Origin of the sequence: Bacillus sp. IT-79MI2 (assembly GCF_949768135.1) — a bacterium.
Classification (GTDB): domain Bacteria; phylum Bacillota; class Bacilli; order Bacillales; family Bacillaceae_G; genus Bacillus_A; species Bacillus_A pseudomycoides.
The window spans coordinates 1-14,697 of sequence record NZ_CATKPV010000022.1; the positions used below are offsets into that span (position 1 = coordinate 1).

Genomic DNA, 14,697 nt, shown 5'->3' on the forward strand with positions numbered 1-14,697 from the left:
ATTAAAGCCTAATATATGTCCGAAGCGCCCTGTTTACAGGGCGCTTTTTTACTTGGTCGCAAGTATATCGGCGTTTTTTTAAATATATCATACTCATCTAATTGGAGAGTCAACATGCTATTTTAAGTAAAGAAAAAACGCCCAAAAAGGCGGTTTACTTTTATATTGGGGTAGCACGCACATTTTAACCTTTTTATACGCTAAGGGATTCTCAAAACTCAATATTGCCTATTTCAATTGAGACTTTGATTTAGAGATGGGTTTTGAGACATATTTAAAGTTATTTTTAGCATATTCTAGGTTCAATTTCATTTGTCTCAAATACCGAGGTTTCTGAGACTTTTTTATTTATTATCTGCTGTTCCATAAACAATGTTTTAGATTATAAAATAGGGTACTAAGCTTTCGGTATGAAAGCATACATCCCTGAATCATAATTTTTATGGAAGTGAAAACGGAAGCCCTAAAGTAGTAACTTTATAATAAATAAAATTTACTCTTTATGTTTTGTTAGACCTTCTGATAAACATTCGATCATCTTTTTCATCATCTTCGAAAAAGTCGGTTCTCCAATCTCTTGTCGATGTAATGGAATAAGTATGGTTGTTCGAAAAAGGCCAATAAGTACTTCGGGATCATCTTCCGTAACACCTTTTTTCTGTAAAAATTTCACAAATTCCAAAGAACTATTTAAATCTTCCTTTGCATGTTTATCTAGAAGTTCCTTAGGAAGTCTTTTCACAATTCGATCATATTCACCTCTTTGATAAAGACTTTGTAAAAATGGGTTTTGTTCTATAGTTTTAAAAGATAATTCAAAGAAACGAATTAAAAGTTCTTTTGGAGGTAGAGACTCACACATAATTTCTGAAATAATTGTATTTTTTACTTCTTCCTCTTTTCGCAATACTGCGTAAAACAACTCTTCTTTTGATGAATAATATGAATAAAAAGAACCCTTTGCGATTCCACATGCATTTACTATGTCATCAATACTAGTTTTAGAGAATCCATATTGAATAAACAGTTCTTTACTCTTAAAGAGAAGATTCTCATGTATCTGTTTTCTCTGCTCAGATGAAATTCTTGCCATAATGTATCCCCGCCTGTTTTTATTTGACTATTTATAGACATTTAGTCAAATATCTGATAGGTTTATTTTATTGAATTATTTGCATTTTGTAAATACATAAATGTTAGCTGTGATAAAAGGTCAGATTATACTAAATAAAGGGGAAAAGACATGGCAACAAAAAATAATATATTAATTCATGGATTTGTTGCACCGGGATTTGAACTGGTAAAGGATGAGTTCATTAGAAACTTTAGTGAGAGAGGGGAAGTTGGAGCGGCCTTTTCTGTATACATTAATAATGAAGCAGTCGTTGATTTATGGGGTGGATATCGAGATCGACAAACTCGTGCGGAATGGGAAAAAGATACACTTGTTCAAGTGTTTTCAGCTACAAAAGGTTTTGCTGCATTGGCTTTAAGTTTAGCGCATTCTAGAGGCTACATTAACTATGATGAAAAAGTGTGTTCATATTGGCCTGAGTTTGCTCAGAATGGAAAAGACAAAATAACCGTTAGACAGCTTCTAGCACATCAAGCTGGATTGTCACCTCTCAATGAACTTAAAATTGATATGTTAGAAGATTTAGATACCCCTCGTCTATCAAATTCCCTTGCTGCAAGCAAACCTGCTTGGGAGGTTGGGAAAATTCAAGGCTATCATGCCTGGACAATTGGAACCTTAATTGGAGAACTGATTAAAAGAACAGATCCTAAACATCGGACCCTAAAAGATTTCTTTCAAGAAGAAATAGCAGAACCACTAAAAGCAGAGTTTTATATTGGTCTTCCTAAAGATATTTCTGAAGAGAAAATAACAACTATTGAAGGAATAAATCACCCCATTCAGTTACTTAAGGGGATGACAAAGCTACCTATAAAAATGTTACTTGGTTTTCTTAATACAAAGTCATTAGTAGCTAGAAGTTTAGTAGATCCAAAAAAATTCGTAGCAAATGATAATTTTAATCATCGTCCTATTTTATCTATAGAATTCCCTTCAGGAAATGGTGTGGGGCAAGTAAGAGCAATGGCAAAAATTTATGGTGCTTTTGCTAGTGGTGCAAAAACTCTCGGATTAAGGGAAGAAACAATAAATGAATTAAGGAAAAGAGCTATCCCTCCGACATCAGGGTATTATGATTATGTGAATTGTATAAACATAGCCTATTCTTTGGGATTTTGGAAACACTTTTCAGATATGAAATTCGGGCGAAGTGAAAGCTCTTTTGGTCACCCAGGCGCAGGAGGATCATTCTGTTTTGCCGATCCAGATGAAAAGTTAGGTTATGCTTATGCGATGAACAAACATGGATTTGGCATGGCCAATGAACCAAGAGAACTTGCACTAAGAAAATCCTTATACAGTTGCCTCTGAAAAAATAAAAATACGTGAAAATAGTTAGGGATATTTTCATTTTGTACGGTTGTTGGCTATGAATAGTGGAATAAATATTAAGTATTCAACAGTTTAAATAGAGCGAGGCATCTTTTTATTTTAAGAAAAAAGATGCCTCGCTTTATGCCGAAATTCGCTTAGCGTATATTTTCGTTAAAATGTGGGCGGTACGCCTATATACATTGATACCGCTAAGTCGTTTACTACGAGCAGAATACTTCATTCCTTTCTTTTTTTCTCTTACAGTTTGATCTTGTAATCGTTTTTGTTGTTGTTCTTTTGTTAGTCGATGAACAAACACACGAGTTGGGACTTTATCAGTCATTCCTACATAAGCGTTGGATATTTCACATGTTTGTCCTGGTTGAAGAGAGTTCATTAAAACCTCCATATCTATCTGGATATACTCTGTACCTTTCTTGATTCTGCCATCTTGAAAATAATCAGGGTTAGGATTTTTTTGATAAATACGTGTATTTGATTTGATACGTGAGATATAATAGGGGTCACCATACATGCCCATAAAGTTAAAATCTCATACCACCCCCAGAACGAAAATTTTGTGCATTTTGCTCGTATTTATTGTTTTGGGATAACTCGTTCTTTTAGCTTGATAGCGATGTGGCGGTCCTCCTATGTGAAAGCATCTTTTATTTATTCTTATAAATATCTATGTATTTCATTATGAAGTGTTTTCACACGCTCTTTATAGAATATGCCTTTATCCTCTATTTTCAGTTGCGCTATAAACAGATTTGCAAGCATTACCGCTGCATCAAGCTGATAAAATAAGCTGACAATACGAGGAATAGATTCAAAGGTATCTTTATTCTTATATCCATCTTTAAATTCATACCAATCAATTTCATTAGTTTCAGCTATCCTCATAAGTTCTAACAGCGGGTGACCAATTAGAGCATTATCCCAATCAACCAACGCCTTAACTTCTCCATTATATCCAATTAGATTTGCTGTTCGAATGTCCATATGTAATAATTTCCTTGCATGATCTGCTTGTTTAAGAATCTGTTCGATTATCAATATATCAGGAATTTTAATATCGCAATGTGTAATTTTATTAAATCCTTCTACTCTTTTTACGAGACGTTCAGCTATATACTTGCTAGATGATTTTCTAGTCCTATGTTGGTAATTTAAATCTTCAATTGGCATACTGTGGAGCTTGTTAACTACTTCTCCTATTTTGTACGCAGAAATTGGAATATGATCAGTAGCCAGGTAATCTGAAATTAAAAAATCGAGTTCCGTAGAAAGATGCAATCCGTGAATCTCTGGTACTGGAATGTCTTTAGAATTACAAAACTTAGAAAGCTCCGCTTCCTTTTGTAACGAAATTCGACTATTAAACAACTCTTCATTTATATTTTTCACTTCACGTTCCCAAGGTACTCGAAATGCTAAAGGTCCTTTTTCCGAATTCCCTCGGAACACAATGTTTTGTACTCCATTTCCTACTACTTTTAACTCCTGAACAGCCAATTCTTTATATTCTCGATTCAATATAGTTTTTAATTTCGCTCTTAATTCTTCTGTTTTCGAACGTATATTAACCATTTTATCCCCCGATTCGCAAGTTATTTACAACCTGTAATAGCATCTCTGACTAGTCTTCCAGATGTATTTTCCTTCATTTTAATACATTTGTTTTTTCATATTTCCAATCGTAATAAAGCTAGCAAATATTAAGATAGAAAATAAAAGTAGAATATTATTCACTCCCATATGAGTTATTAAAATACCAGTCAATAGAGCAGATGATATCTTAACAAATGATGCTAGAATTGTTCTTAAGCCTATTACCCTGCCAATATATTCTATTGTAGTATTCAACTGTATTAACGTTTGCACAATAATTAAGTGCGACATGGTAAATAGCCCCATTATAAATATACAAATAACGGCCGTTGTTTTATAATCATTCAAATATAATAAAAAAGAAGAGGTTGCCATACCCATCATCGTAATAAAAATAACTTTATGTTTAAACTTTTTTAAAAAATAGATAGCAATCAATCCTGCTATAATTCCTCCTACTGAAAATGCTATCTCAAATATTGAGTAGAGTCCGCTACCTCCTTCAAACTGTTCTGCAAGAGGTAATAATAAGGTTGTTGTCATTTGTATACTGATGCTATTTAAAATGGATAAAAACAGTAAGTATTTCATACCTTCTGTTTGATTAATAAAATGCCATCCCGATATTAATTCTGCAAGATAGGATATTCTTGTAGTTTTAAATTTTTTAGGGCTCATTCTTTTTATGGAAGAAAAGAAAATAGCCGCAACTAAAAATGTTACAGAATTAATAAAGAAACTGGTAGCTAAAGAAAATTTAACTAGAAATAACCCAGATATACCAGTTCCCACTATTAATGCTGCTTCACTTAATGAAGATGCTTTTGATATGACAAATGGTATATCATGGTTACAGAATGCTTCCTTGATAAATGCAGAAGATGCAGGTTTATAAACGGTGTAGCAAACTGCTAATAAGAATTGCATAATGTAAAAAACAAATACTGATTCAAATTTTATGAAAATAAGAATTGCCATGATTAAAACAAGTACAAATCGAATACTATCTGTTAGAACAACAATATTTTTAGAATCATGATGATCTACATAAACAGACACAAAAGGTGTTAAAATGACACTTGGTATATAATAAATAGCGATCATTAATCCGATAGAAGTTGATTGTCCTGTTAAATGAAAAATATACCATAGCAAAGCAATTTGCTGAATTCCATCCCCAAATCCGGTAATGCTAACCCCTAATAAATATTTCAATTTATTACTCATAAAATTACCCCTTATATAATAGTTACTTTCATTTTAGGTGCATCACTTCAACAGAGTAAATTACAACTTAATTATCTTTATTTATAATTTATTCTTATAGGGGTCACCATACATCACTATCAAGATAATATAAATTTGTATCCATAAAACGAAAAAAACGCTATTCTTTTTGTAGAAATATACAGAAAGGATGGCGTATTTGTTATGAATTTATCGATTTTTGATGAGTTAGAATTGTTTTCTAAAGAGCTGCAACGATATATGTCACCTGATGCTTTAGAGCAATTAGCTAGAAATGCAGGATTTGTGAAACGAAAAAGTAAATACCGCGCACAAGATTTAGTGGCCCTATGTATTTGGTTAAGTCAAAACATAGCTCATACTTCATTGACACAATTATGTAGTCGATTAGAAGCTAACACAAGCATTTCTATGAGTCCAGAAGGACTCAATCAACGCTTTAATTCTCAGGCTGTTCAGTTTTTACAACAACTTTTAGCACATTTACTTCACCAACAATTTTGTTCTTCTAGCAAGATCCCAACTTTGTATAGAAATTATTTTCGGCGTATTCGTGTATTGGATTCTACACATTTTCAGATTCCGGATAAATTCACTTCCAAATATCAAGGCTCAGGTGGAAGTGGTCAAAATGCTGGCGTGAAAATTCAATTAGAGTATGATTTACTAAGTGGTCAGTTTCTACATGTTGATGTAGGATCAGGAAAGCACAATGATAAAACGTATGGTTCTACTTGTTTAACGTCCCTTCAACCGAACGATGTATGTATACGTGATTTAGGATACTTCGACTTAAAAGACTTACATACTATAGAAGAGTGTAATGCTTATTTTATTTCAAGATTAAAGCTCAATACACGTATATATCAGAAGAATAAAGAGCCTGAATACTTTCAAAATGGAACAATAAAAACATACTAAGATTAGTAGTGCAGACCAAGGCATTGGTTCGCACTACTATTTTTTATATAGTACAAGTGAAGAAAGGGTCGTGGGTGCTTTGGGATTCTGAATCCGTAAAAAAAACTGACCTTCTTCACTTACCTTATTTGAATCAGTTTTTAGTATGTTGGTCCTCGAGATCGTGTATAAGAAATGGGAATCGATAAGTGTAAGATGAAGACTTCAACTTTACGTCAGGAGGAACTTTATGAGACACGTAATTGCATTTGATATTAGTATGGGTAAAAGTTATATGGTAATTTATAATGCACAAAAACAATGTATCTTTGAAAAAGAAATCAAACATTCAAAGTCTGAATTTGAAGAGCTACAAAAAAAGATACATGAGCTTACCAATGAAACTGGAAAATCACCTGAAATTGTGTTCGAAGCAACGGGTATTTATTCTAGACAGCTAGAAAGATTTATGCAAGATAACCAATATACATATTGTCTATTAAACCCCTTAGAAGCAAAATTACAATGTGATTCCTTACGGATTCATAAAACGGACCGAAGTGATGCACATCGACTAGCCATTACTCATTTTACAGTTACCCGAAGGGTATCTCATGGAACGAACCACTTATTCCATCAGTTAAAATCTCTTTCGAGATTTTATAGCGAACTGGATGGAGAATTATCGATGATTCGTAGTCGTATACACAAAGTAATTCAATTAACATTTCCTGAATTAGAAAAAATGTTCACTAGTAAATCGGATTTATTTTTAAATTTTGTTCAACTATTTCCCCATCCAGATTGTGTTTTAAGTCTTTCTAAAACAATCATAAAAAATCGTATTCGTGCCAATACCAATAAAAAAATATCAACTATTATGGCAGAGAAAAAGGCAATTCAAATACTTGAAATAGCGAAAAATTCCTATCCAGCCGTTTCTCAAAATGATGTCCTGTGTGACCAACTCAAAGTATACGCAAGACGTTATCAAGAACTTCTTCATCAAAAGGAACGTTGCATTAACAATATGGTACATCTAGCCGAACAACGTGCAGAATATAGTATCATTTTGAGCCTTCCTGGAATTGGGCCAAATACGGCTGTACGCTTAATGGCTGAAATAGGAGATATTATTCGTTTTGCGAATAACAAGCAATTGAATGCGTATGCCGGTATTGATATACGTCGCTTTCAATCAGGTAAAACTTTTTATAAAGATAAAATTAATAAACGTGGAAATAAACATTTACGAAAACTACTTTTCCTGATTATCCAAAACATGATTAAACAACGACGTTACGGGCGAAATCACATTATAGAGTACTACGATAAATTAAAAACGCAACCATATAACAAATGTCATAAAGTTGCGTCCATTGCGTGTGTAAATAAGTTACTGAAGCTTCTCTTTCATCTTATTACACACGATATACACTATGATTATCGGTTAACGGCCTAACATCATAGTTTCATTCATCATATCATATCTCCCCCTAGTAAAAAAACGAATCCATATTAGGGGTATTTAGTATGCGTTATACGTGGATACATGTGTGATATGGATTTTTGATACTCAATCCATCAAAAATCTATAAATACAGGTTGACTAATCGTAAGAAAAGCACTCTGAGTATATCCAACTAGATATGGAGCAATTCATTGACCAATTACAGTCAGGGGAAACATATGAAATTCCTGAGATTTATATTGCAATGTATCAAAAACTTCCTGCAAGACTTATCCTGTATAAATTAACTGAAACACAAATGAAACGTAGGCAAAAGGATTTAGCATCTAAAGAACATAAGAAGCAAATTACCTATACAGAACGCAGTAAGCGGCTTAGCGCAATTAACTTTTATATTACGAATATCCCTTCGGAATACCTACCAAAGGAACAAGTATACAATTTTTACTCCTTACGATGGCAAATTGGCGTGTCCAGATAAGGACACATTATCTAGTTGGTGAAAGTCCAATCGGGAGAATAGACTCCACTCCCGTAGCCTGAGAGGCACCATGAAGTGAAAGCGACATGGCGAAGCCCTCTGACATCACATGCAAAAGGCATGTGGGCAAATCTCCAGGTTGTAACGTACAGTGAACGTAGACGTAGCCTCGTTACACGCAATTCCGGTGGCTGAGACGGTCGATAACGTGCGAAAGCAGCAAGAACTGATCGAAACGAGTCTGGAACGGCAGTTCTCACCGGCGGGATATCAGCGGCGACATGGAGAGAAAGATAATGTGGAAACTGGAGAAGCCCTCGACACCCGATGAAGAAACCTCATCGAGGAGACCGTCTCTATAACCGCGATCGGGAAGTGAGAACGGTAGGTGTCAGGGTGGCGGAGAGATCTGCGTGCAGCAAAACGCGCGGGGAGGGAAGGGTCCGAACCTGTAAATATTTCGTACGACCAAAGGAGGCAAGGGTGCCATGACAAAAACACCTATTACTTTGCAGGAACTAAGGCGACGAAAGCGTAGTATCGGATGGCAGAGATGGAGTAATGAATATCTCTATGTTGTACTGGGGCTCTACTGGGACTGGAAAGTCCATTCCCTTAAAAGCGCAGAGGGATACCGATGAAAGTGTCTGCGATTTGATAGGTCTCATAACCCTTTTGATGAAGTTTACGGGGTGAGCTGCTTGAGGGGAAAACCTCACGAGCAGTTCTTATGGGGAGGAGCTGGAAACGGGTCATAACCGATACCGCGCCAATTCTTTACCCGACAACTTATCTTTAAAACATGGAAATCATTTTTTCGTATTCATCACTGTAATTCTGTAAAATTAGAACGACTAGAGTGTCATTTATATGGACAATTAATAAGTATTCTTCTTTGCTCCTCCACCATGTTTCAAATGCGCCAATTACTCTTCATCAAGAAGAAACGAGAATTAAGCGAATATAAAACGATTTATATTATAAAAGATTATTTTCTACTTATTTATCAATCTTTACAAAAAGACACCCAGGAATTAACAAAAATATTGTTTCGTCTGTTCAATCTCTTACAGAAAAACGGACGAAAATCCCATAGGTATGAGAAGAAAACAGTATTTGATATCTTAGGTGTCGTCTACAGCTTTTCTATGTCTCATAATCATGTAGCGTAATCGAAAAAATTGAGACCCGATAAGGTTTATTTGGTATGCAAATTTTTAAAGAACTTACACTAGATCTTTAGAAAAAAGAAAGAATCTCACGTTACATTAAACTTGTATAGGCTTAGCTTGATGGGCATGGGGTAATAGGCCCAGATCGTAAAAGGCTATTCCATCACCTCTTCAAAGCGTAACTACAATAAGGACAAGCCAGTTTTGGCTTGTCCTTGTTCCATGCCGCCCGGCGAATTCAAACGGCAATCACACAAAGCCGCTATTCGCCCTAGATCTATCACCCCTGCCACAACGCAGGCTTTGTCACCATGAACCATAACATCGCCATTAAAAGAACAATGTAAATCCAAACAGAACGCTGCAACAATTGAATCAAGGCGTCCTTGTCTTGGCCCGTTTCGCTGAATTTCCGAATGGTCGGCGAAAAGGCGCGGGCCAGGAAAAATAATGAACTCGCCATGAGAATAAGGGTCATCACTATCCAAGGGGTCTTCCAAGTCCAAGGGCCCGCCAGTACAAGCAGAACCCCGGATGCAACCAGCACATGCCCGGCATGCTTGGCCAGCCTGACCGAAAATCGGAATACATCCAGATAAGCCTGCTGTGTTCGGGCCTCTGAAGCCCGCAGTTTTTTGATGAGCGGAAGCAATACAAAAAACGGGCCGATGGATAAGATTACACTGAAAATATGTACATACAGAAGCAGTCGATACAACATGTCCATCCTTATATCACATTAACCTTCGATGGGACGGAACTCATGAACCCAAACTCTCATATTTGGCAGCCACGGCATGCCAGGGTGAAGAGACAGGATAGATTGCTTATATTCCTCCACATTCGCATAGCCTTCTTGACGGGCATGCTCATCAGTCAATTCGCCAAGTGACTGCGAATAGACCTTCTCCACAACATACCGGTGACCTTGAAGCTCCATCACTTCCCCGACATCCGCATATCTCCCGTTGCGGCGAGTAGCCGTTTTCTGTCCTGCAAGCACTTTTTCAATGTCCTCCTGAATCGTGATGAGACGTTCAATCGTACATGTTTTTGGCGGTAAAGCGTTCGTTTCATTTTGGTTTGTCATCTGGGTCACTCTCCTTTTTTCATTTAAGCATAAGCCCACTTTATCATATAAAAAAATTATTCTATATAGCAAGTTTCTACTTAATAGGGATAACAAACTTTGGTTTTGGTGCAAAGAATCTCCTAAACTTGGACATACTGATAGTATTACTCTAGAAAAAGGTGTGTGATCGATATGGAAAAGGAAAATTTGTTCAAATGGAAGCATTATCAGCCGGAGCTAATCTTATTAACAGTAAGGTGGTACCTACGGTACAATTTGAGCTTCCGTAACCTGGTGGAAATGATGGAGGAACGAGGCTTATCCATAGCTCACACAACGATTATGCGATGAGTTCATCAATATGGACCTCAATTAGAAGAGAAAATACGACATCATCTTAAAACAACAAATGATTCATGGAGAGTCGATGAAGCTTATATTAAAGTGAAAGGGCAATGGATGTATTTATATCGTGCCGTTGATTCAGAAGGGAATACTGTGGATTTGAAATAAAGTTTAATCGTTTATAACAAAGTTTAACCGTTTTGAAAAAAGATTAACTGTTTTGAAAAAGGATGCACCTTTACTTACAGGTGGAGAAATGGAATTCTATACGTCATGTTACGCAAACCAGGATGAACTGATTAACATATTCGTTTCACCTTTAATAAATGGAAAATTTGATAACCTACCGCCTGCCTATATCATGGGAGCTGAAGTTGACTCATTATTAATAGACAGCGTCGAATACCATAACAGACTACAAGAAAATAACATACAATCCGAGCTTGTTATTGAAAAAGGACTAACGCACGCAGCGCTAAGGGCTAGAGGAGTATCGCCTAACGTCCATGACTCATGGGTAAGGTTTTGTAAAAAAGCCTATGATTTAACATGTTAACCGTAAATAAAGATGTAATTATAGTTGTCGATCCCTATTCATCAGGAGCCTTGTACGCAGAAGCGCTAAAATCTTTTGACCTGTGTCCTATTGCATTGATGTCTACAACAGAACCATTAGAGAACTATAAATCATCTTTAAAACTACATGAATTTTTTGATGTTATTGTAAATGATGGTGACATAAGCAAGCTAGTAGATACTATTAAAAAATTAAATCCAAAGTGTATAATTGCAGGCTCTGATCCTGGTGTTGAACTGGCAGAAACCTTAGCAGGTATAATAACTCCATCATTTTCCAATGATAAGTACTTAACAGATGTAAGAAGGCATAAAGGTAACATGCACAAGGCTTTAGTGTCTAACAATTTACCGACCATAAATCAGATATGTACAAATGACATCGTTGAGGTTGAGAATTGGCTAGAAACAGTCAAAAATAAAGATATCGTAATAAAGCCTCCTAAAAGCGCTGGTACAGATGGAGTAACGAGGGTTAAAAACGGAGATGACTGGAAAAAAGTCTTTAATGAGCTTCTTGGAAAAATGAATAAATTAAATATAGTAAATGAAGAATTAGTAGTACAAGAATACGTAGTAGGCGTCGAATACGTGGTTGATTTTTTTAGTTATGAAGGCAATCATGTAGTTTGCGATATATGCAGATATAAAAAGAGCGATAATGGCAGTTTAATGGCTATATATGACTATATGGAGTGGGTTTCTGCAGAAGATATAGACTATGAAAATATAGTAGAATACGCTAAACAAGTTCTAGACGCAATTGGTATAAATTTTGGACCATCACACCTTGAACTTATGTTAACTGAAGACGGACCGAGATTGATTGAGGTAGGAGCAAGGCTACATGGGGGAGGTCATCCTAATTTTTGTAAAATAGCAACGGGTGATAGTCCACTAGACAAAACAGTGCGATATCCGGCAGGTTGCTATAAAGAGGTATCAAAAGACTATACGTTAAACACAAATGTAACCATTGTGTTTTTAATATGTAAGAAATCTGGATTTGTTAAAGATATCTCGGTGTTAGACGATATTAAAAAACTACCTAGTTATCACTTTTCTTCTATAAATATACAAGAAGGGCAATATATAGAGCAAACAAAAGACTTATTTGATAGCTTCTCTATAGGGTTTGTTGCGCTGTGTCACAAAAACAAGGATCAAATTGAATCAGACTATATAAGTATAGTGAACGCTGTAGACAAAGCCTTAAATTAATCAAAACCACCCGTCATGAGCGGGTGGTTTTAATGATACAACAAATGATCCACTCCAAGTGTATATTTGTGACGAGTTGAATTCAAACCTGATACCTGGCTTCACAGATTTTTCATCTTCTCCAATCATATGAATCAGACTACGTATGATTACATAACAACTCGTCATTGTAATTTCGTTATCTTGCTGTTACATTTCAAAATGCTTACAATAACTTGCTTTCAGGGTTTCCAGGTTTATACTGAAGCTAGAGGTGATTCAAAATGACATACGATTGGAAAACGAATCCGAACCGAACTAATCAGCAACCAGACTCTGACAAGCCAATTCTATCCGTCCCTGTTTCTGATGAACAATGGCAGGCTGTTGTCAATAATAATGCTTCTTATGACGGACAATTTTTTTATGCAGTGAAAACAACAGGGATTTTTTGTCGCCCTTCTTGCAAATCAAGAGTACCCAAAAGAGAAAACATTGGCTTTTTTGAAAATGCTGATCAAGCACTAGCCGCACATTTTCGTCCTTGCAAACGGTGCAAGCCAACCGGGCAAAGATTGCCCGATGAGGAGTGGATTGCTTTCATAACTGAATATGTGGATAGCCACTGCGATGAAAAGTTGACGCTTGAAGTCCTTGCGCTTCTGAGTCATGGAACCCCTTATCACTTGCATAGAACCTTTAAAAAAATCAAAGGCATGACCCCGGTGGACTACATCCAGCATGTTCGAATAGAAAAGGCGAAAATGTTATTGACTACTTTTGATGACCCAGTTTCTGAAGTTGGTGAGTCTGTCGGACTTTCCAATACACCATATTTTATCACGCTGTTTAAGAGGAAAACGGGACAAACGCCGGAAGCTTACCGTAGACAGCAAAAACAACACTTGAAGGAGGCGTTTTCAAATGGCACCTAAAAAAAGCAGTTCTCTCTATTGGTCCTTGTTTTCTTATGAAAACTGGAAGATGTACATTGCCGCAACAAAAAATGGCTTATGTTTTGTCGGATCGCAAAATCAGCCATTCAAAGAATTGGTGAAATGGGCAAATCATTACTTGCCTGGAAACGACCTGATTCGAGATGACGAAAAATTGCAACCCTTTGCAGATGAGCTTGTTCGTTATTTTCAAGGTAAGCTCAATCGGTTCACCATTCCAATCTTTTATCACGGCACACCTTTTCAGGAAGCCGTATGGAAGGCACTATGTGATATTCCGTACGGTCAAACTCAATCCTATTCGGATATTGCTCAACAAATTCTAAAACCGACAGCGGTTCGGGCAATTGGGAGGGCCATTGGAGCAAATCCGATCCTTATTACTGTTCCATGCCATCGTGTTATCGGCAAAAATGGATCGCTGACGGGCTATGGCGGCGGAATGGAAATGAAAACGCAACTGCTGGAACTTGAACGAGGCTTCACAAACAATGGGAAGGAGTTACAACATGTCTGATCAGCATATAGCATCTTTAGCCGAACTCAACTGGGCCGAGCTACATCAAATGCTTGATAAACAGGGCTACGCCAAACTGCCGCCTCTTCTAAATGCGGACTCATGTGCGTGTCTAATCAAAGGCTATGAAGACGATTCCCTATATCGCAAGACCATCGACATGACACGATATCGTTTTGGAATCGGGGAGTACAAATATTATCATACGCCTCTTCCTGATCGGTTACAACAAATCCGTGATAACTTGTATCCAGAGCTAGCCAAAGCGGCCAATCGCTGGCTGGAACAGTTGAATAGATCACCCGAGTACCCAGAAACCCTGGAGATGTTTCTTGATCAATGTCACCAGGCGGGGCAGAATCGCCCTACTCCGCTGATTTTGAAATACGAAGCAGGGGGCTACAATTGTCTCCATCAGGATTTGTACGGGGATATCTTCTTCCCTTTTCAAGTCGTGTTTACTCTGAACCAACGGAACAAAGACTATACAGGCGGTGAATTTTTACTCATCGAACAGCGACCACGGGCACAGAGCAGAGGTCATGTCATTACGCTTAATCGAGGTGGAGGTCTCATTTTTCCAACTCAATATCGACCGGTATTGGGTACGCGTGGCTCTGCGACATGGCGTTGGTACCGTCAACTCGGGAATGCGGTATAGTCTGGGGGTTATATTTCATGATGCGAAGTGAA

Annotated in this window: 12 protein-coding genes and 7 pseudogenes; 12 read left to right on the top strand and 7 right to left on the bottom strand. The window is 36.8% G+C overall.

Annotated elements, in window-relative coordinates; translation table 11 throughout:
- Positions 1 to 493: 493 nt before the first annotated feature.
- Complete coding sequence (locus ACM6HU_RS01070; RefSeq protein ID WP_016115611.1) at positions 494 to 1,093, bottom strand: TetR/AcrR family transcriptional regulator; 600 nt, start codon at positions 1,091 to 1,093, stop codon at positions 494 to 496.
- A gap of 150 nt (positions 1,094 to 1,243) precedes the next feature.
- Here ACM6HU_RS01070 and ACM6HU_RS01075 point away from each other — a divergent pair, with 150 nt between their 5' ends.
- On the top strand, positions 1,244 to 2,449 hold the full coding sequence (locus ACM6HU_RS01075) for a serine hydrolase domain-containing protein (RefSeq protein WP_016115610.1): 1,206 nt from the start codon (positions 1,244 to 1,246) through the stop codon (positions 2,447 to 2,449).
- 196 nt (positions 2,450 to 2,645) lie between these two features.
- Here ACM6HU_RS01075 and ACM6HU_RS01080 read toward each other — a convergent pair.
- The 3 genes and pseudogenes from ACM6HU_RS01080 to ACM6HU_RS01090 all read right to left on the bottom strand — a co-directional run.
- A pseudogene (locus ACM6HU_RS01080) lies at positions 2,646 to 2,972 on the bottom strand (IS4 family transposase); the annotation flags it as partial.
- 158 nt (positions 2,973 to 3,130) lie between these two features.
- Entirely contained in the window at positions 3,131 to 4,045 is a 915-nt protein-coding gene (locus ACM6HU_RS01085) for a phosphotransferase family protein (protein ID WP_414847955.1), read from the bottom strand.
- A 78-nt stretch (positions 4,046 to 4,123) separates the two neighbouring features.
- Positions 4,124 to 5,293: an MFS transporter gene (locus tag ACM6HU_RS01090; protein WP_016115607.1), complete on the bottom strand. Its 1,170-nt coding sequence runs from the start codon at positions 5,291 to 5,293 to the stop codon at positions 4,124 to 4,126.
- Between the two features lie 204 nt (positions 5,294 to 5,497).
- On the opposite strand from ACM6HU_RS01090, the pseudogene ACM6HU_RS01095 reads away from it, so the two are divergent.
- The 5 genes and pseudogenes from ACM6HU_RS01095 to ACM6HU_RS01115 form a co-directional block, all read left to right on the top strand.
- Positions 5,498 to 6,226, top strand: a pseudogene (locus ACM6HU_RS01095) (IS4 family transposase); the annotation flags it as partial.
- 238 nt (positions 6,227 to 6,464) lie between these two features.
- The gene (locus ACM6HU_RS01100; protein ID WP_016115604.1) at positions 6,465 to 7,676 is read left to right on the top strand and encodes an IS110 family transposase; all 1,212 of its coding nucleotides are present in this window, start codon (positions 6,465 to 6,467) and stop codon (positions 7,674 to 7,676) included.
- Between the two features lie 157 nt (positions 7,677 to 7,833).
- Positions 7,834 to 8,151 (top strand): annotated as a pseudogene (locus ACM6HU_RS01105) (transposase); the annotation flags it as partial.
- Positions 8,152 to 8,687: 536 nt separating this feature from the next.
- A pseudogene (locus tag ACM6HU_RS01110) lies at positions 8,688 to 8,807 on the top strand (reverse transcriptase); the annotation flags it as partial.
- A 144-nt stretch (positions 8,808 to 8,951) separates the two neighbouring features.
- Positions 8,952 to 9,338 (top strand): annotated as a pseudogene (locus ACM6HU_RS01115) (IS4 family transposase); the annotation flags it as partial.
- A gap of 280 nt (positions 9,339 to 9,618) precedes the next feature.
- Here ACM6HU_RS01115 and ACM6HU_RS01120 read toward each other — a convergent pair.
- Positions 9,619 to 10,059 carry a DUF2269 family protein gene (locus tag ACM6HU_RS01120; RefSeq protein WP_016115602.1) on the bottom strand — a complete coding sequence of 147 codons (441 nt, stop codon included), beginning with the start codon at positions 10,057 to 10,059 and terminating at the stop codon, positions 9,619 to 9,621.
- 18 nt (positions 10,060 to 10,077) lie between these two features.
- Positions 10,078 to 10,428: an ASCH domain-containing protein gene (locus tag ACM6HU_RS01125; protein ID WP_016115601.1), complete on the bottom strand. Its 351-nt coding sequence runs from the start codon at positions 10,426 to 10,428 to the stop codon at positions 10,078 to 10,080.
- A 174-nt stretch (positions 10,429 to 10,602) separates the two neighbouring features.
- Here ACM6HU_RS01125 and ACM6HU_RS01130 point away from each other — a divergent pair.
- The 3 genes and pseudogenes from ACM6HU_RS01130 to ACM6HU_RS01140 all read left to right on the top strand — a co-directional run.
- Positions 10,603 to 10,914 (top strand): annotated as a pseudogene (locus ACM6HU_RS01130) (IS6 family transposase); the annotation flags it as partial.
- 61 nt (positions 10,915 to 10,975) lie between these two features.
- Positions 10,976 to 11,311, top strand: coding sequence for an alpha/beta hydrolase fold domain-containing protein (locus ACM6HU_RS01135; RefSeq protein ID WP_229161775.1), 336 nt, complete (start codon positions 10,976 to 10,978; stop codon positions 11,309 to 11,311).
- Positions 11,305 to 12,552 (top strand): ATP-grasp domain-containing protein, encoded by a 1,248-nt coding sequence (locus tag ACM6HU_RS01140; protein ID WP_016115600.1) that lies wholly within the window; start codon positions 11,305 to 11,307, stop codon positions 12,550 to 12,552. The genes ACM6HU_RS01135 and ACM6HU_RS01140 overlap by 7 nt, the downstream gene beginning before the upstream one ends.
- Here the strand turns inward: ACM6HU_RS01140 and ACM6HU_RS01145 are convergent, their stop codons facing one another.
- A complete protein-coding gene (locus tag ACM6HU_RS01145; RefSeq protein ID WP_195743272.1) occupies positions 12,553 to 12,720 on the bottom strand; it encodes a hypothetical protein in 168 nt (55 codons plus the stop codon).
- A gap of 95 nt (positions 12,721 to 12,815) precedes the next feature.
- On the opposite strand from ACM6HU_RS01145, the gene ACM6HU_RS01150 reads away from it, so the two are divergent.
- The 3 genes and pseudogenes from ACM6HU_RS01150 (at position 12,816) to ACM6HU_RS01160 (ending at position 14,696) form a co-directional block, all read left to right on the top strand.
- Complete coding sequence (locus tag ACM6HU_RS01150; RefSeq protein ID WP_016115599.1) at positions 12,816 to 13,466, top strand: bifunctional transcriptional activator/DNA repair enzyme AdaA; 651 nt, start codon at positions 12,816 to 12,818, stop codon at positions 13,464 to 13,466.
- On the top strand, positions 13,456 to 14,004 hold the full coding sequence (locus ACM6HU_RS01155) for a methylated-DNA--[protein]-cysteine S-methyltransferase (protein WP_016115598.1): 549 nt from the start codon (positions 13,456 to 13,458) through the stop codon (positions 14,002 to 14,004). The genes ACM6HU_RS01150 and ACM6HU_RS01155 overlap by 11 nt, the downstream gene beginning before the upstream one ends.
- Positions 13,997 to 14,696: pseudogene (locus ACM6HU_RS01160) on the top strand (2OG-Fe(II) oxygenase). Before ACM6HU_RS01155 ends, ACM6HU_RS01160 begins: the two are co-directional and overlap by 8 nt.
- The last annotated feature ends 1 nt before the right edge of the window (position 14,697 follow it).